Genomic DNA, 16696 nt, shown 5'->3' with positions numbered 1-16696 from the left:
GACAACCTCGCTTAAGGACATCAGGCTTAGGGACATCAGGCCGGCACGCCTCGCACGTCAGCGCGGCGAGACGGAAGTGGTGAACAGGCCCATCAGGTCATCGAGGCGCACCACGATCAGGGCACCCACGGCGGCGGTGGCCAACGCGAGGGCGACACCGGCCGGGTGCGCCGCGGACCCGGCGTCGCCGGCGGCGGCACCGGCCGCGAACCCGATACAGCCGACCGCCACCAGAACGAGATTGCGCACCACGTGTGTCCGGCCCAGCGGGGTGACGGAAGCGCCGAAGCACCGGCACGGCGTGTGCCGTCCCCGTCGCAAGGCGGCCGAGATACCGGCGGTCAGGACGATGAGCAACGCCGTCGCCGCCGCGAAGCCCAAAAGCAGGGTGTACGGCAGCACGAGTGCGAGGATCACCACGGCCTCCGCCCCCAGCACGGCGTACGCCGCCACCACGGACCTCGCGCGCGGGAACATCCCGAGGGCCACGATCGAGGCCACGAACTCGTCGAGCGCCGCCCGCCCGCGAACCTTGCCCGCCAGCGCGATCACGAAGACGCCGGCCAGCAACGCCTGGCATGCGATCATCAGATAGAGCATCTTCACCGTCTCACGAGTCGTACTGTCCGGCGTGTTTCGCGGATCCCCGTGTGGTGAGGATCCGCGAAACACGCTCGGAGTCCGGACTACGGGTTCGGCTCGGTCAGCAACTTCCGTGCTTCTCGCAGCCCTGCACGCAGCCGGTCGTACCGCCGACGATGTAGCAGAGCTTGGCGTATCTGGTCGTCCCGTAGCAGTAGCAGGTCTGCCAGAAGGAGGCGTCAGCCTTCGCAGTCGCCTTCGGTACCAGCTTCTCGAGGAGGTGGTCGCCGAGCTTTCCCAGAACGTTCATGTGGGTTCAGTCCTTCATCGAGCGATGTGGGCAGCCGAAACGCTATTTTGGGGAAATACAGCCGCTGATACAGCCCAGCTACAACCGGGCGGTGAGCAGCATCTCCAGCACCGGATCGCACCGTATGACGGGTGAGGCGAAGAGCTCCTCGGCCCGGTGGGCGTCCCGTGCCGCGGCACGCGGGTCGCCCAGCGCGGCGTGCACCCTGACGAGCTGGCGGGTGGCGGCGGCCTGGCCGTAGGCGTCACCCGTCTGGGCGGTCAGCTCCAGGACCCGGGCCAGGTCGGCCGCGGCGGCAGCCGGGTCGTCGTGCCGCAGCCAGATCTCGGACCTGCTGAGCAGCACCTCCCACTCGTCCTCCCGGTTGCCCGTCTCCCAGCAGTGCCGTAGCGCGTCATCGAGCGCGGCCAGCGCCTCGTCACGGCGGTCGAGCAGGCAGTAGGCACGGCCGAGCGCGGCCAGGGTGATGCTCTCCCCGAAGGCGTCGCCGTCCGACCTCCGGATGGCCAGGCACCGTTCGAAGCAGTCGGCCGCCTCGGTGAACCGGCCGAGCCTCAGCAGGACCTCGCCCAGATTGTGCCTGACCATGCCGACCCGGCTGGACCCGTGCGCCTCCAGCAGCCGCAGGCCCGCGGTGATGTGGCCGAGGGCCGCGTCGTGGTCGCCGGTGCGCATACTCAGCCAGCCGAGGTTGTGCAGCGCCATCCCCTCGGCCTCCCGGTCGCCCAGGCCGCGCCGGAGTTCGAGTGCACGGTGCAGACAGTCGCGGGCCGTGCCGGGCTGGTCGCTTCTCCACTCCACCAGCCCCAGCATCACGAGCGCGTCCGCCTCTCCGGAACGGTCGCCGTGCCTGCGCGCCACCTCGATGGCCAGCCGCGCGACGGTGTCGAGCTCCCGCCAGAGACCGCACTTGGTGGCCAGGGCCCTGACCAGCGGCATCAGGTCGGTGACGAAGCACGCGATCGCGGGCTCCCGCGTCGCGGCCTGGACGGCGGCGGCGATCAGGCACGGCATCTCGGTTTCGAACCACCGCACCGCCTCGGCGGGGTCGCGGAAGGTCACCCCGGTGTCCGGCCGGCCCGGCCGGTGCCCGTCCCCGGCTCGCAGATGCGGCTGGAGCAGGTCGTTCACCTGCCGGCAGACATCGAGGTACCAGTCCAGTGCCCGGCGGACGGCCCGCGCGCGCTCGTCCGGCGAGTCGTGGACGGCGGCCAGCTCCGCGGCGAACAACCTCAGCAGGTCGTGCATGCGGAAGCGTCCGTCGCTGACCGGCTCCAGCAGGCGGACCTCCGTCAGCTCGTCGAGCGCGGCCTCGGCCGTCTCCGGATCGGCGTCGAGGAGCGCGGCGGCGAGCTCGACGCTGACTTCGGGCACGCCGAGCACCCCGAACAGCCGGAAGGCGTGCGCGGCCTCGGCTCTGGCCGGATCCGCCCCGCCCGTCAGCGTCCCGTAGCTGACCTCGAAACAGGAACGGATGCCCAGGTCGGCCACCCGCAGCTCGTCCAGCCGCCGCCGCTGGTCCCGCAGCCGCTCGCCGAACCGCGCGAGTGACCAGTCGGGGCGGCCGGCGAGACGGGCGGCGGCGATGCGCAGCGCCAGCGGGTGGTAGCCGCACCAGCGCGCGATGTCGGCCGCCGCCCCGGCCTCGGCGTCCACCCGGGCCTGGCCCGCCAGCAACGTGAGCATCCGCACCGAGTCCGGCTCGTCGAACACCTTCACGGCGATCGGCACGGCGTCCAAGGTGGTCAGCGCCGTCCGGCTGGTGACCAGCGCCGCGCAGCCGCCGCCCGCCGGCAGCAGCGGCGCCACCTGGGCGGCGTCGACGGCGTTGTCCAGGACGACCAGGACCCGCCGGCCGGCCAGCAGCGACTGGTAGTGGGCGGCCGCCTCGGCCTGCGCCACGGGGACGTCGCCGTGGGGCACTCCCAGGGCCCGCAGGAACCGGCCGAGCACCTCGGCGGGCCGCAACGGAAGCAGGCCCGGACTCGCCCCCTGCAGATCGGCGTAGAGCTGGCCGTCGGCGTAGTGGTCGGCCACGGCGTACGCCGCCCGCAGCGTCAGCGTCGACTTGCCGACCCCGCCGGGGCCGTGCAGCGCCAGCACGCGCGGTCCCGCAACCGGTTCCGGGCCACCGGGACCGTACGGTGCCGGCGCGTCCGGTCCCACACCCGGTTCCGGGCCGCCGCACAGTACGGCGAGCATCCGGGCGAGCTCGTCCGACCGGCCCACGAACACCGCCGGCTCCCTCGGCAGCTGGCGGGGGCGCCCGGCCGACTGCCGCACGGTCACCGCGGTGTCCCCACCGACCGACGGCCGCACGGTCACAGCGGTGTCCCCACCGACCGGCGACCCGCCCGGTGACAGCAGGTCCGCATCCCGGCGCAGGACCGCCTGGTGCAGGCGGCGCAGCTCGGGGCCGGGGTCGAGCCCGAGTTCGTCGGCCAGGACCCGGCGGGCCGTCCCGAACGCCTCCAGCGCGCCGGTCACGTCGCCGCACCGGTACAGGGCCACCATGAGCTGGCAGTACAGCCGCTCCCGCAGGGGGTACCGGCCGATCAGCTCGCGCAGCCCGCTGACCGCCGCCGTGGGGCTGCCGAGCGTGAGCTGGAGTTCGGTGTGCTCCTCCACCGCGCTCAGATACTGGTCGGTCAGACGGGCGACCACCTCCCGCAGGGTCGGCCCCAGCGGCACGTCCTCGGCTGCCACACCCCGCCACAGCGCGAGAGCCCGGGTGTAGGCGTCCTGCGCCGCGCCGGGGTCGCATCCGGCCAGCGCCTGGCGACCACGTGCGGCCAGCGCCTCGAACCGCGACAGGTCGAACTCGTCCGGCTCTACCCGCAGCAGGTAGCCGGCGTCCGAGGTGACCAGCCGCTCCGTGGACGGGTCGGCGGCCGGGGGCAGCAGCCTGCGCAGCTGCATGAGGTAGGTGCGTAGGTTCGCCACCGCGGAACGGGGCGGCCGCTCGTCCCACACCTCCGTCACCAGCGACCGGACCGGGACGACCTGGCCGGCACGCGCGAGCAGCAGGGCGAGGACCGTGCGCTGCTTCGGTGCCGCGATCCGCACGGGTGAGCCGCCCGCCTCGATCCGCAGCGGGCCGAGGAGTCGAAATCTCAAGATCCTGCCTTCCTTCCCGGCCCCGGTGTCATCGGTTACAGGGCCGGGCCGCCCAACCGGCGCAGCGCGACGCCGAGCAGCCGTTCCGCGGGGAAGAACCCTCGCTGCCGGGAGTCGATACTGTCGGGGTTGTCCCCCAGGACCACCACCGTCCCGGACGGCACGCGGGACACACCGTCGCCGGCGGCGATCCCCTCCGGGACCGGATCGCCGGGGAGCGCGGCCACCCGTTTGATGTTCCAGTGCCGGCCGTCCGCCCCGGGCGGTCCGGGCGCGTATCGACCGGTGTCATCCAGCGGAGGTTCCAGCACGACGACATCGCCCCGGCTCACCTGCTCGATCCGCCGCCGCCGTACCAGGACGCGGTCGCCGCCAGTCAGCGTCGGCGCCATGCTCGTCCCGTCGACGGTGACCACCACGTAGCGGCGGCGGGCCCAGAGAACACCCGCGACCAGCACGAGAACACCGGCGAGCAGTCCACAGACGACCAACTTCAACACGTCCCCTCTCGCCCCCGATCCACTCCCGGGAAACGATCTCCACTGACCGGGGGCCCTGTCAACAGGGCGCGAAGTGATCATCCGGCCCGAGGCGGCGGGGCGGGGTCTGGCATCACCTGCGGACGGTTACCAGGCACGGAGAACCCCCGATCGGGGGCCGGAGTCCTGCCTTCCCTGCTTCCGCACTGATCCGGCAGAATGCGCGCCTATGCGATGGATGCTGATTCACGGTGGGCTCTGGGAGGACATGGATGCCCGGCGGTTCTGGACCGTCCCCGGCATCACCGGCGCGCTCCGCGAGCGTGGCCTGGACGTCCACCTCCCGGACCGGCTGCGCCGCCCGGAGAGCTGGCCGGCCGAGGTCGCCCATGTCGAACGGTCACTGCCGGACGGACCGCTGACCGTGCTGGCCGGGTCCAACGGCTGCTCGTTGGCCGTACGGCTGGCGCTGGCGCACCCGGACCTGGTGGCGAGGCTGATCCTGGCCTGGCCGGCCACCGCCGGAGACCCTCGCGTCGACGAGCACACCCGCGCCGGGCTCACCGCCCAGGGTGCCTCCCCCGCCGCGATCGAGGACCTGCTGGCCGGGCAGACCCTGCGCGGCGTGACGGACGCCGACCTGCGCCGCCTCGATCTCCCCGTGGCCGTGGCACCGTCGATCCCCAATCCGTTCCACCAGCGGCACACCGCCGACGCGCTGCTCGCCCTGGTGCCCGGTACGGTCGAGCTCCTCCCGGCGACGCCGGAGCCGCCCCGGCCGGAGTTCCCCGCTTACCTGAACGCGTTCATCTCCGCGGTGACCGCGAGCTGCTGAGTCGGAGGCCGGGTGGCAGGGGGCAGGTGGTTATCTGGTTGCCGCGGAGACCGTCAGGAGCGTCGGCGGCTGGAACTCTCCCAGAGCCCCAACGGACTTCTCCGCGGCGAGCAGCCGGTTCAGGTGATCCTGGATGACGGGCTCGCTGGCCTTGGCGACCGCCTTGACCTGGGACACCGATCCATTCGCCACCTCCTTCTTGGCCGCGACCATGGCAGCGCGGTGACCGTAGATCATCGTCTTGACCCAGGCCTTGTCGAAGTTCGCGCCGGACAGGCCCTCCAGCTCCTTGTACTTGGCCTGCTGGCGTGCCGTGGCCTGCGTGGGCAGGGTCACCTTGTACCGCTCCGCGACCTTCTTGAGCTTGTTGTCAAGCTTGGTGTGGTCGGCGACCATGATGGCCCCGATCGAACGGACTTCCTTGGATTTCCCCTTGGTCTTGGCTGCGTGGCCCGCGGCGATCTCGGCGAGGTTTCCCTGGTGAGCCTGGATGAGATACTGCTGGTCCTGCGCCGACACCCGGGTCCCATGGGTCCCGCTGGAGGACGTCGGTTTCGGCTTGTGCGTCGGCGTCGGCGCCAGAGCCGACGCCGGTGAGCCGCTCATCAAGGTCAGCGCGGCGACAGAGGACGCTGCGATCGCGGTGAGCGGAGTACGTAGTGTCATCACTACCTCCGGGAACGTGTCGTGGCGGTTTTCCCTCCACCCCTTACGCCTTTCCCGGCACAGAATTTTCCATGTGGACAAAAAGGTTCATAGAGTACCAAATATCTCTATTTGACTACATTGCACACCTGGCCACTCCTCCCCCAACGCCAGGAGCGAGGGCGGCCGACTACCGAGGGCTCCATCTCGCCCGAACGGGCGCAAGGAGGGACGGCCAGGTGTGATCATGGAGTGTGTCTGATTTCAACCGCGTGCGCGATATCGCCCTGGAGCTCCCCGAGGTCGAGCAGGCCGTCTCCTGGGGCACCCCCTCACTGAAGGTCCGCGGCAGGATGTTCCTGCGCCACTACGAGGATGCCGAGTTCACCGTGTTCAAGGTCTCCCGGGAGGAGCGCAAGGCGCTCACCGGGGAGCGTCCCGACGTCTTCGTCGTCACCCCGCACTACGAGAGCTACCCGTACATGCTGGTGCGGACGGCCGAGCTGCCCGCGGACGAGCTGCGCGAGCTCATCACGGACGCGTGGCGGATGAGCGCTCCCCAACGGGTTCTGAAGTCCTTCGACGAGACCACCCACCCCTGAGCCGCCCATCCGGCGGACCACCGGAGGACGACCAACGAAAGCCCCGTGCTCTGAGGACCTTCGGCCCCTGTCTCCGTGCTCCGTCCGGCGGTGGGATGTAGACGGAGGAGATTACGAGGGACCAAGGAGGAACACATGAGTACGCCGATGCGCCGTGAGCAGCGAGGCCTCGTCCCTGAGCTGTTCGACTGGCTGGAGCTTCCCTTCGCCGCCCTACGGCCGCCCATGACCCAGCCCATCAAGTTCGAGGACTACATGGAGAACGACCGCTACGTGTTGCGGGCCGAGCTGCCGGGGATCGACCCCGACAAGGATGTGGAGATCACTCTCTCCAACGGTGTTCTCACGGTCCATTCCGAACGGCGCGACGAGCACAAGGACCAGCACCGGACAGAGTTCCGCTACGGCTCCTTCACCCGCTCCGTCACGCTGCCGACCGGGGTGGACGAGAACGACGTCAGGGCGTCCTACGACAAGGGCATCCTGGAGGTCAGCGTCAAGCTCTCCGACGCCACGCAGGAGGGAAAGCGCATTCAGATCGAGTCCACGCCACAGACGGGGACCTGATCACGCTCACCGAGACGATCGATGCCGCTTCCGCCGAGGCCACCGGAAGATTTCCTGACAGGGCAGGCCAGGGACGTACGTCCGCCGTTCATCCATCGGCAGGGTCCGGGCCTGCCTGACCGCACAGCCGGTCTTCTGCGTCGCCGTACAGGAGACCGGTGTCCCGGAACCCGATCGTCTCGGAGCCTTTGGTCACACCGATCAGCGCCCTCCCGTCCGGGCTGAACGCGGTGGACCACACCTCCCGCCCCCGGGCGATGACGTGCCCGCGCGGGCCGGATCGAGATGCGAGCGTCCCAGAGCGACATGACATCGCTCTCGACGTGCCATGTCACATAACAGGGCCAAGGTGATGTCGAACCCATAAAGGGATCTTGTCGGCTATACAGACACTCCTGGAGATTGCGGATGTTCCCCCAGTCTCTGGAGACTCTGTGCCACAGTTACGAGCGGCCTTCATAGCCGTTGCCCTGGTCATGATTGGCGTCGCCCCGGCCCAGGCGACCACCGCCCCCACCATCAGCATCGAGGAAGGGCGCACCCAGCCGGTCTTCTCCTATGCCGACGCCATCCGCGAGCACGTCTACGTCGAGTCGAGCGTCGACAGCGACTCCGACGGACGGCTGGACCGGGTCCGGGTCGACATCATCAGGCCCAGGGAGTCGGGTCCCGGGCTCAAGATGCCGGCGATCATCGACGAGAGCCCGTACTACGACAACTCCGGCCGAGGCAACGAGTCCGAGCGCAAGGTCTACGACTCGGCCGGTAACCTCGCCAGGTTCCCGCTGTACTACGACAACTACTTCGTGCCCCGCGGGTACGCGGTCCTCAACGTCGACATGATCGGGACCACCAAGTCCGACGGCTGCCCCGACGTCGGCGGGAAGGCCGACGTGCTGGGCGGCAAGGCCGTCATCGACTGGCTGAACGGCCGCGCCCCCGCCTACCACGCGGACGGCACGCCGGCGGTCGCCGACTGGAGCACCGGCAAGGCCGGCATGATCGGCAAGTCCTACGACGGCACGCTGGCCAACGCGGTCGCGGCGACCGGCGTCGAGGGGCTGGAGACCATCGTCCCGATCTCCGCGATCAGCTCCTGGTACAAGTACCAGCGCTCCAACGGCGTGATCTACAACTTCAACTACATGTCGTACCTGTCGCGGGTCGTCGACACCGACCCGCTCGCCAAGTGCGCCGCGGTACGGGCACAGCTGGACGTCGACGCCGACGACACCACCGGCAACTACAACGCCTTCTGGGCCGAGCGCGACTACATCGCCGGCTCGCTGGGCGACGCCTCGAAGGTGCACGCCAGCGTCTTCGTCGTGCACACGGTCAACGACCTGAACGTCAAGCCCGACAACTTCTCCACCTGGTGGGAGGCGCTGGCGGACCGGAACGTGCCGCGCAAGATCTGGCTCGGCCAGTACCAGCACGTGGACCCGTTCGACTTCGAGGGACGCCGCGACCTGTGGGTCGACACCCTGCACCGCTGGTTCGACTACTGGCTGCACGGCGTGCAGAACGGCATCATGAAGGAGCCCCGCGCCGACGTGCAGGTCGGCCCGACCGACTGGATCACTCAGAAGGACTGGCCGGCCCCGTCCGCGTCGACCCACTTCTTCCGCCCGTCGGCCGACGGCTCGCTGAACCTCAACCCCGGCAAGAACGGCGAGACCGCGACCTTCACCGACATCCGCCAGTCCGAGGACGCGATGGTGGCCGACGTCGGCACGGCCAAGCCCGGACGGGTGGCCTTCACCACCGGCGAGTTCCCGCGCGACCTGCGCATGTCCGGCACGCCCGAGGTGGACCTGCGCGTCTCGCTCGACAAGCCCACCTCGAACCTGACCGCGCTCCTCGTCGACTTCGGTGAGGACACCAGGGTCGACTGGCGGCGCGGGCAGGGCATCACCACCCTCACCGAGCGGAGCTGCCACGGCGAGAGCACCGCCTCCGACAGCGCCTGCTACAAGAAGGTCGTCACCAACGTGGCCACCCGGCCGCTGGAGGTCGTGGCCCGCGGCTGGATCGACGTGCAGAACCGCGACTCGCTCAGCATGTCCTCGCCGCTGACCCCGGGGACGTACGCCCAGGTCAAGTGGAAGACCCTGCCGCAGGAGTACATCTTCAAGAAGGGGCACCGGCTGGGTCTGGTGATCGCTGGAACCGACTCGAACTACAGCGGCGAGAAGGCCACCGGTACGAACGTCACCATCGACCTGCACAAGAGCAGGGTGGAGATCCCGCTTGTGCTCGGCGTCGGTCACTCGCTGAACAACGGTGACGTCCCGAAGGACAACGGCACGTGGCACGGCCCCCAGCAGATCAACCTGCCGGTGCCGAAGACCCGCCTCTACTGATCCACTGAACCGCGCCGGGACGATGTCGCCGGCGACACCCCAGGGCCCGGCGGCACCCCCGCCGGGCCCGCCCGCGTCTCAGGCGGGTGTGTCGACCAGTTCGATCTGATCCGGAGATCGCCACAGGAGTCGCGCTCGTGTCCCCATCTTCTGGGCGCCTACCGTGATCCGTTCACCGGCCGGTTCACCGCCCCCAGCGAACGGACCTTCCGCCGGGTCCTGGCTGAGTTGGACGCCGACATGCTGGATACGGCGATCAGCGGATATGTGACCGATGTCGTGCGTCAGAAGGCGCCCGTGCCGCCGCCCAGGCACTGCTGTCGGGTCTGGACGCCCATTGGACCGCGACCTCCTCGACCGCGATGCCGCCTTCGCCGTCTACAACATCTGACCAACATGCCGGAACTGGACATAGCGAATCAACGCCGGGGCCCTGGGACTACTGGCGCAGGGTACTTATTCCTGGGGTGCGCTATTCCTGCTGTGCCGTAGGTGGTTCTCCAGTTCGGGGAACGCCTGCCATACCTTGCTCATCCCGAGTTCGCCCATAACCCGCAGCAGCGCTCGCAGGGTCTCGGCGTTGGCGCCGGCGGCCAGTGCCATACGGACGTGCGCGCTGAGGGGCGCGCCGAGGGTCTGCTGGAGGACGTCGACGGCGACGCAGAGCAGTGCGCGCTCGCGGTGAGTCAGCAGCGGCCGGCACCAGCGGTCGGTGTGCTGCATGGTGGCCCACCTGGCGAAGTCGGCGTCGACCCCGATAGGAAGGGCGGGCTCGGTCGCGTCCATCGTGTCCAGCGCGCTGATGCCGGGATCTCCCTGCGGGCCTTGGATCTGTGTGAGCCGCGCGAACGCCTCGACCACGGCGGGGTAGCCGGCATACGGTGCCAGGTGCCGCAACACCTCGCGTAGTTCGGCCCAGCCGGCCCCGGTCTGCCGTGCCACGGTGAGGTGGAGTTCGAACGGCAGCCCGAGATGGCCGTGGCACACATCGCTGGCGATCCAGGTGAACGCCTTTTCTCGCAGGGTCAGGCCGGGAAGTCCCACCGCGTGTTCGCCGGCCTCGACCGCCATCCGGCCGAAGTCCGGGTCGAGGACGACGACCCGCTCCACCGGCAACGCGCTCGTCATGCCCGCACCCCTTCCGTGTCAACCGCGCGGGCGCCGAATTCCCGTGGCAGGCCCAGCGTGCGCAGGAACAGCATGTCCAGCGTGCGGTCGGGCGCCAGGCGCGCGAGGCAAGTGAGCAGCTTGGCGTGCCCGCCGGCCGGGTAGCGGGTCCTCGGCCGTCGGTCGGTCAGCGCGCGCACCACGGCCCGCGCGATCACCTCCGGCGGACTGCCCTGCCGGTCGTGACCAGCCGCGATGCGGTCGATCGCCTGCCCGAAAGTCTCCGCGTAGTCGGCCCGCCCGGCGGGCGGAAACAACTCGGCGACCGCTCGCCGGCCGCTGGCTACGAGCTTGCCGGGCGCGTCGCTCTTGGTCGCCCCCGGCTCGACCAGCGCCACGTGGATACCCCAGGGCCGAAGCTCCATGCGCAGCGCGTCGTTGACCGAGACCAGGGCGTGCTTGGCCGCGGTCACCGGTCCCAGGAACGGCAGCGTGATGCGCCCGCCTTCGGAGCCGATGTTGATGACCCGCCCGCGCGCCCGTTTGATCATCGGTAGGAACGCCTGGGTGACGGCGAGCTGACCGGTCACGTTGACCTCCAGATGGCGGCGGAACTCCTCCAGCGGGACGAGTTCCATCGGCCACGGCGCCCCAATGCCGGCGTTATTGACCAGCCCGGCCAACCCGGCACCGTCCGTCGCCTCCTCCACCCGCCGCACCGCCCGCGCGATGAGTTCGGGATCGGTCACGTCGATGGCCACCGGGGTGATCCGCCCGCCCGACCTCGCTCGCAGCGCCTCGCCGTCGGCCTCCCTGCGCACCCCGGCGAAGACATCGAACCCCCTGCCCGCCAAGGCAAGGGCGGCCGCGCGGCCGATCCCCGACGAGGTTCCCGTGATCATCACTGCCGTTGACATGTCGTGCCTCCCACAGACAATTCATCGCTGTTGAACTCAACACAGTTGAGTTTAACTCTGGGCCGGTGAGGAATTCAACGCCGATGAACTACGCTGAGCGGGTGGATGGAACCAACACCGGACAGAGCCGCTCTCAACGGCCCGGCGGCCGTAGGCCAGGCACGACACAGACCCGCGAGGCGATCCTCGCCGCAGCTCAACGCGCCTTCGCAGAGCAGGGATACGACGCCACCACGATCCGCCGCGTCGCCGACTCCGCGCGCGTCGACCCCGCCCTCGTGCTGCACTTCTTCGGCAGCAAGGACGGGCTGTTCGCCGCCGCCCTCCGGACCGACCCCCCGACCGGCGACCTCGTCGCGCTGGCCCATAGCGGCGACCCGACCGACCTCGGTCAACGCCTCACCCGGCGATACCTCGAACTCTGGGAGGAACCGCAGACCGGCAACCGACTACTGGCCATCGTCCGAGGTGCTTCCGCCACCCCCAGCGCGTCGGCCATGATCGCGGCGTTCATGACCGACGAGGTCATGTTGCCCATCGCCAACAGTATCGGCAGCGAGCAACCCGAACTGCGCGCCAACCTCACCGGAGCCCAACTCCTGGGCATCGCCACGGCCCGATACGTACTGCGTGTCGAGCCGCTCGCCTCACTGGACCGGAACGCCCTCGTCGCCTGCCTGGCGCCCGTCGTCCAGCATTACCTCACCGGCGACCTGCGCACTACGTCCCTTACCTGTTGCGGCTAATACAACAGTGCGGGACCGAACGAGCGTGAGGCCCGGAACATTACAGTGACCTACGGTGCGGAGAAACTCCGGGTGTTGGCGCGGCCTCTTGCGCGTCGACGTCGGCCAGACCGGATCCGGCCACTGTGCTCGACCCCCTGCGCCCAACCCCTGATGAACGGGACACGTCCGCCCTGGCGTAGTTGGTCGACGGCCAGGAACCGGGAGCCATCGGGCATGCACACCACGGGTAGAACTAGAGGGATAGCCGTATACCACGTTCAGGCGGCCCCGGACGTCTCAGGATGATGAAGAGATCCGGGCGGCACCAATGATCATGTTACGACCAGGATTTCGGCTGGCGAGCAAACGACGGGCAACCATCGTGATCAACGCCGGGCGCGGGGCACCACTGAGGCGATCGCCAAATGAAAAACCCCAGGTCAGTGATACTGACCTGGGGCCTCTCGCTGGTGCGCCGCCAGGGACTCGAACCCCGGACCCGCTGATTAAGAGTCAGCTGCTCTAACCAACTGAGCTAGCGGCGCGTGAAGCCCTTGAAGAATAGCGCACTCCGCCGGGCACTTCGAAATCGGCGGAGATCAACCGTTAAGGTAGAACAACATTCGGTACCTGCCCTGGAGCACACATGTGGTTCGCCTCGCCCGCCGCTGTCCGGGAGCGGCTCGACGCCGTGGACTACCTCACGGACGACTCCATCGCCACCTCGGTCTTCCTGGCCGGCGCGCTCAGCAAGCCACTGCTCGCCGAGGGACCGGCCGGGGTGGGCAAGACCCAGCTCGCCAAGGCCGTGGCGGCGGCGACCGGGGCCGACCTCGTCCGGCTGCAGTGCTACGAGGGACTCGACGAGGCCCGCGCGCTGTACGAGTGGAACTACAAGAAGCAGCTCCTGCGCATCCAGGCCGGGACCGACCAGGACTGGGACGCCACCCACGACGACATCTTCACCGAGGAGTTCCTGCTGGAGAGGCCGCTGCTGCGGGCGATCCGGTCCGAGACGCCGACGGTCCTGCTGATCGACGAGACCGACAAGGCCGACGTCGAGGTGGAGGGCCTGCTGCTGGAGGTCCTCTCCGACTACCAGGTCACGATCCCCGAACTCGGCACGATCACCGCCGCGCGCCGGCCGTACGTGGTGCTGACCTCCAACGCGACCCGCGAGCTGTCCGAGGCGCTCAAGCGGCGCTGCCTCTACCTGCACCTGGAGTATCCGACGCCGGAGCGCGAGCGCGACATCGTGCTGGCCCAGGTGCCCGCGATCGAGGCGGGCCTGGCCGAGCAGCTCGCCCGTACGGTCGCCACCCTGCGCACCCTTGAGCTGAAGAAGGCGCCCTCGATCGCCGAGACCGTCGACTGGGCCAACACGCTGCTCGCGCTGGGCCGTACCGACCTGGACGCGGCAACGGTCGGCGCCACCCTCGGGGTGGTGCTCAAGCACGCCTCCGACCAGACCCGCGCCCGCAAGGAACTCGCCCTGTGAGCGGCCGGACCGGCACGGCATGCGACCCGACGGGCCCGGGACGCGGCCGGACCGGCGCGGCGGGGGACGCCACGGGCGACCGCCGGGCGGGAGGCGGGACATGAGCCTGCTCGACCGGCATGTCGGCTTCGTGCACGCGCTGCGGGAGGCCGGGCTGCCGGTGTCGCTCGCCGAGGGGCTGGACGCGGCCCGCGCGCTCCGGATGATCGACCTGGCCGAGCGGGAGTCGCTACGCGCCGCCTACGCCACGACCCTGGTCAAGCGGCCCTCGCACCGGCCCGCGTTCGACACGCTCTTCGGCCTGTGGTTTCCCGCCGCGACCACCGGCCTGTACGGCGAGCGCCATGACGGCGGCCCCGACGCGCCGGACCTGGAGACCGCCGAGGTCCCCGAGCTGCGGGACCGGTTGGCGGAGCTGCTGCTGGGCTCCGACGGGATGAACGCGTTCGCCCGGGCGATGGTGGAGCGCTTCGGCCGCCAGCCCGCCGGCCCCGGGCGGCAGAACTGGTTCTCCTACTCGGTGCTGCGGGCGCTGTCCCCCGAGACGCTCATGGCCCGGCTGCTCGCCGAGGTGCTGGCCGGGCAGGAGCGCGGCGGCCTGGCCGAGAAGGTCGCCCGGCAGCGGATCGGGGAGAACATCCGGCGCTTCGAGGACGCCGTCTCCACCGACGTGCGCCGCCGGATCGCCGAGGACTCCGGCATCGAGCGGATCGCGCGCACCGCCGTACGGCCGCCGCTGGAGCAGCTCGACTTCCTCCGGGTGACCAAGGCCGACCTGTCCAGGCTCCGCCGGGAGGTCCAGCCGCTCGCCCGCCGCCTGGCCGCCCGGCTGACCGTCAAGCACCGGCTCGGCCACCGGGGACGCCTGGACTTCCGCCGGACCGTACGGGCCTCACTGTCCAGCGGCGGGGTGCCGCTGACCGTCGTCAACAGGCCGCGCCGCCCGCACCGGCCCGAGCTGGTCATCCTCTGCGACACCAGCGACTCGGTCGCCTCCTTCGCCCACTTCACACTGCTGCTGACCTACGCGCTGCGCGAGCAGTTCACCCGGGTCCGCGCGTTCGGCTTCGTGGACACCGTGGACGAGATCACCCGGTTTTTCGTCCCCGGCGCCGACGTCGTGGAGGCGATGACCCGGCTGGCCGCCGAGGCCGACATGGTGCGCTTCGGCCGGACCAACTACGGCCACGCGTTCGAACGGTTCACCGAACGGTATGGCGACGCCATCGGGCCGAAGACATCCCTGCTGATCCTGGGCGACGCCCGCTCCAACTACCAGGCACCCGCGCTGGAGACGCTGCGACGGCTGAGCCGCCAGGCCCGGCACGCCTACTGGCTCAACCCGGAACCGGTGAGCCAGTGGGACACCGGCGACTCGCTGGCAGGCGCCTACGGCGGGGTCGTCCCGATGCGCGAATGCCGCAACATCGTCCAGCTCTCGGCCTTCATCGAGGAACTCACCTGACGATTCCGGCGATGAGAACCGGCCATGCCGGGTGGAAGTCACCGTCTGGCCGTTTACCGGCAGCGGCAGAAGCGGCCACCTACGCTGGAGCCCCATATCGCCCAGTTCGCCGTCCTACGCGCCGAGGCGTTGCCTCAGCCGGCGGCCAGTTGATCGGTCGCCCCCTGCCCGGCGTGGGTGGTCCGGTGCAGGAAGTCGGCGAGCAGTTCGAGTTCGGCGTCGGTATACCCGGCGCAGATCTGGTCCATCGAGGCGTTCATCCCGCTGTAGAGCCGGTGCAGCTCGCCGTTGCGGTCGCGTAGGGCCCGGACGGTGACGGCGCGGCGGTCGGCTGCGTCCGGGTCCCGTTCGCGGATGACCCAGCCGCCGCGTTGGAGCCTGTCGAGGATGCCGGTCATGGTCGCGGGGTGCAGTCCGGCGCGCCGTGCGAGGGCGCTGGGGCTGAGCGGGCCGTAACGGTTGATGAGGTCGAGGCAGTAGAAGTCGACGTCCTTGAGATCAACGTGCGCGCCGACCTGATGGTTGAGCAAGGACAGCTGGATGCTCAGCTCGCGCAGTGACTCCTTGATCGCAACGGTCACCCGCCGCCGACGCCTCACGTCGTCTGCGTCTTCGGGCGCTGTAGCAGTCACGCGACACACTCCTTGATTCCATATAATATGATTCTCATATCGTATGTATACGAAAAGGCTACTCGGAGAACCGGAGCCTTCACAGAGGATAAGGAGTCGTCATGCTCTTGGTCACCGGAGCGACCGGCACTGTCGGACGCCCCCTCATCGATCTGCTCATCAGCGAGGGCGCCGAGGTCCGCGCGGTCACCCGCAACCCGCGGACCGCCTCCCTGCCCGTCGGCGTCGAGGTCGTCGAGGGCGATCCGTCACGGCCCGACACGATCACCTCCTCTCTGCGCGGTGTCACCACCCTCTTCCTCAACCCGGCCGCCGTCGGGGACGCCGCCGGTGACCTCCTGACGCTCGCCCGGGAGCAGGGGGTGAAGCGAGTGGTGCAGCTGTCGGCGCTGGCCGTCGTCGACGACCTGCACCGGGAGCACACGATCGCGACGCACCACAAGGTCCTTGAGGAGGCTGTCACCAGCTGTGACGTTGAGTGGGTGATCCTGCGTCCGGGCATGTTCGCCGCCAACACCATCACCCAGTGGGCCGGCCAGATCCGCGCCGGTAACGTCGTCCGCAGCCCGTACGCGGCGTCCACGGACGCGCCGATCCACGAACGGGATCTGGCCGAGGTCGCCGTCCGCGCGCTGCTCACCGACGGACTGGTGGGGCAGTCGCTCTCGCTGACCGGCCCGCAGTCGCTCACCCGGCAGGAAATGGTCGCCATCATCGGCCAGGTGCTCAACAGACCGCTGAGCTACCAGGAGATCTGAGGGGCTGAGATCATTCCGGACAGCGGAATCTGCGGTTGTTGACTACGCAGCCGATTGAAGTGCCGCGTACTCGTCGAGAACTTCGAATGGC

The 16696-nt window shown here is 69.6% G+C and carries 16 protein-coding genes and 1 tRNA gene; 8 read left to right on the top strand and 9 right to left on the bottom strand.

All coding sequences use genetic code 11. The annotated features are described in order from the left end of the window. Positions 1–57: 57 nt before the first annotated feature. From ACIN94_RS18480 to ACIN94_RS18465, 4 genes are all read right to left on the bottom strand, one after another. Complete coding sequence (locus ACIN94_RS18480) at positions 58–588, bottom strand: MauE/DoxX family redox-associated membrane protein (RefSeq protein ID WP_400707268.1); 531 nt, start codon at positions 586–588, stop codon at positions 58–60. Positions 589–703: 115 nt separating this feature from the next. Then, positions 704–892, bottom strand: coding sequence for a hypothetical protein (locus ACIN94_RS18475; protein ID WP_400707265.1), 189 nt, complete (start codon positions 890–892; stop codon positions 704–706). A gap of 78 nt (positions 893–970) precedes the next feature. Beyond that, positions 971–4009 (bottom strand): BTAD domain-containing putative transcriptional regulator, encoded by a 3039-nt coding sequence (locus ACIN94_RS18470; protein ID WP_400707262.1) that lies wholly within the window; start codon positions 4007–4009, stop codon positions 971–973. A gap of 35 nt (positions 4010–4044) precedes the next feature. Beyond that, the gene (locus ACIN94_RS18465; protein WP_400707259.1) at positions 4045–4506 is read right to left on the bottom strand and encodes a S26 family signal peptidase; all 462 of its coding nucleotides are present in this window, start codon (positions 4504–4506) and stop codon (positions 4045–4047) included. A gap of 220 nt (positions 4507–4726) precedes the next feature. Here ACIN94_RS18465 and ACIN94_RS18460 point away from each other — a divergent pair, with 220 nt between their 5' ends. Further along, on the top strand, positions 4727–5323 hold the full coding sequence (locus ACIN94_RS18460; RefSeq protein WP_400707256.1) for a hypothetical protein: 597 nt from the start codon (positions 4727–4729) through the stop codon (positions 5321–5323). Between the two features lie 30 nt (positions 5324–5353). Here the strand turns inward: ACIN94_RS18460 and ACIN94_RS18455 are convergent, their stop codons facing one another. After that, positions 5354–5989 carry a DUF4142 domain-containing protein gene (locus ACIN94_RS18455; protein WP_400707253.1) on the bottom strand — a complete coding sequence of 212 codons (636 nt, stop codon included), beginning with the start codon at positions 5987–5989 and terminating at the stop codon, positions 5354–5356. Between the two features lie 233 nt (positions 5990–6222). Between ACIN94_RS18455 and ACIN94_RS18450 the strand changes: the two genes are divergently transcribed. The 3 genes from ACIN94_RS18450 (at position 6223) to ACIN94_RS18440 (ending at position 9500) form a co-directional block, all read left to right on the top strand. After that, positions 6223–6570, top strand: coding sequence for an MmcQ/YjbR family DNA-binding protein (locus ACIN94_RS18450; RefSeq protein WP_400707250.1), 348 nt, complete (start codon positions 6223–6225; stop codon positions 6568–6570). Positions 6571–6705: 135 nt separating this feature from the next. Next, positions 6706–7137, top strand: coding sequence for an Hsp20/alpha crystallin family protein (locus tag ACIN94_RS18445; RefSeq protein ID WP_400707247.1), 432 nt, complete (start codon positions 6706–6708; stop codon positions 7135–7137). A gap of 434 nt (positions 7138–7571) precedes the next feature. Beyond that, positions 7572–9500 carry a Xaa-Pro dipeptidyl-peptidase gene (locus tag ACIN94_RS18440; protein ID WP_400707244.1) on the top strand — a complete coding sequence of 643 codons (1929 nt, stop codon included), beginning with the start codon at positions 7572–7574 and terminating at the stop codon, positions 9498–9500. Between the two features lie 456 nt (positions 9501–9956). Here the strand turns inward: ACIN94_RS18440 and ACIN94_RS18435 are convergent, their stop codons facing one another. Continuing rightward, positions 9957–10628 (bottom strand): carboxymuconolactone decarboxylase family protein, encoded by a 672-nt coding sequence (locus ACIN94_RS18435; RefSeq protein ID WP_400707241.1) that lies wholly within the window; start codon positions 10626–10628, stop codon positions 9957–9959. Beyond that, a complete protein-coding gene (locus ACIN94_RS18430) occupies positions 10625–11524 on the bottom strand; it encodes an SDR family NAD(P)-dependent oxidoreductase (RefSeq protein WP_400707238.1) in 900 nt (299 codons plus the stop codon). Before ACIN94_RS18430 ends, ACIN94_RS18435 begins: the two co-directional genes overlap by 4 nt. Before the next feature lie 83 nt (positions 11525–11607). On the opposite strand from ACIN94_RS18430, the gene ACIN94_RS18425 reads away from it, so the two are divergent. Further along, positions 11608–12270, top strand: a complete 663-nt coding sequence (locus ACIN94_RS18425) for a TetR family transcriptional regulator (RefSeq protein ID WP_400707235.1) — start codon at positions 11608–11610, stop codon at positions 12268–12270. Between the two features lie 450 nt (positions 12271–12720). Here ACIN94_RS18425 and ACIN94_RS18420 read toward each other — a convergent pair. Next, a tRNA-Lys gene (locus ACIN94_RS18420) sits at positions 12721–12797 on the bottom strand. A gap of 101 nt (positions 12798–12898) precedes the next feature. On the opposite strand from ACIN94_RS18420, the gene ACIN94_RS18415 reads away from it, so the two are divergent. Continuing rightward, positions 12899–13750 carry an AAA family ATPase gene (locus tag ACIN94_RS18415; protein WP_400707232.1) on the top strand — a complete coding sequence of 284 codons (852 nt, stop codon included), beginning with the start codon at positions 12899–12901 and terminating at the stop codon, positions 13748–13750. Between the two features lie 100 nt (positions 13751–13850). After that, positions 13851–15215, top strand: a complete 1365-nt coding sequence (locus ACIN94_RS18410; RefSeq protein ID WP_400707229.1) for a VWA domain-containing protein — start codon at positions 13851–13853, stop codon at positions 15213–15215. Positions 15216–15349: 134 nt separating this feature from the next. Here the strand turns inward: ACIN94_RS18410 and ACIN94_RS18405 are convergent, their stop codons facing one another. After that, a complete protein-coding gene (locus tag ACIN94_RS18405; protein ID WP_400707226.1) occupies positions 15350–15847 on the bottom strand; it encodes a MarR family transcriptional regulator in 498 nt (165 codons plus the stop codon). A 101-nt stretch (positions 15848–15948) separates the two neighbouring features. Between ACIN94_RS18405 and ACIN94_RS18400 the strand changes: the two genes are divergently transcribed. After that, positions 15949–16605, top strand: a complete 657-nt coding sequence (locus ACIN94_RS18400; RefSeq protein ID WP_400707223.1) for an SDR family oxidoreductase — start codon at positions 15949–15951, stop codon at positions 16603–16605. The last annotated feature ends 91 nt before the right edge of the window (positions 16606–16696 follow it).

The organism is Streptosporangium sp. NPDC087985 (assembly GCF_044741965.1).
Classification (GTDB): Bacteria; Actinomycetota; Actinomycetes; order Streptosporangiales; family Streptosporangiaceae; genus Streptosporangium.
The sequence above is the reverse complement of the archived record's forward strand: the minus strand, read 5'-3'. Positions and strand labels throughout refer to the sequence as shown.

Excerpts from the sequence above, each read along its gene's own strand:
- ACIN94_RS18415 (WP_400707232.1), top strand. The coding sequence starts at position 12,899 with ATGTGGTTCGCCTCGCCCGCCGCTGTCCGGGAGCGGCTCGACGCCGTG.
- ACIN94_RS18460 (WP_400707256.1), top strand. The coding sequence starts at position 4,727 with ATGCTGATTCACGGTGGGCTCTGGGAGGACATGGATGCCCGGCGGTTC.
- ACIN94_RS18435 (WP_400707241.1), bottom strand. The coding sequence starts at position 10,628 with ATGACGAGCGCGTTGCCGGTGGAGCGGGTCGTCGTCCTCGACCCGGAC.
- ACIN94_RS18480 (WP_400707268.1), bottom strand. The coding sequence starts at position 588 with ATGATCGCATGCCAGGCGTTGCTGGCCGGCGTCTTCGTGATCGCGCTG.
- ACIN94_RS18455 (WP_400707253.1), bottom strand. The coding sequence starts at position 5,989 with ATGACACTACGTACTCCGCTCACCGCGATCGCAGCGTCCTCTGTCGCC.
- ACIN94_RS18475 (WP_400707265.1), bottom strand. The coding sequence starts at position 892 with ATGAACGTTCTGGGAAAGCTCGGCGACCACCTCCTCGAGAAGCTGGTA.
- ACIN94_RS18425 (WP_400707235.1), top strand. The coding sequence starts at position 11,608 with ATGAACTACGCTGAGCGGGTGGATGGAACCAACACCGGACAGAGCCGC.
- ACIN94_RS18400 (WP_400707223.1), top strand. The coding sequence starts at position 15,949 with ATGCTCTTGGTCACCGGAGCGACCGGCACTGTCGGACGCCCCCTCATC.
- ACIN94_RS18410 (WP_400707229.1), top strand. The coding sequence starts at position 13,851 with ATGAGCCTGCTCGACCGGCATGTCGGCTTCGTGCACGCGCTGCGGGAG.
- ACIN94_RS18445 (WP_400707247.1), top strand. The coding sequence starts at position 6,706 with ATGAGTACGCCGATGCGCCGTGAGCAGCGAGGCCTCGTCCCTGAGCTG.
- ACIN94_RS18430 (WP_400707238.1), bottom strand. The coding sequence starts at position 11,524 with ATGTCAACGGCAGTGATGATCACGGGAACCTCGTCGGGGATCGGCCGC.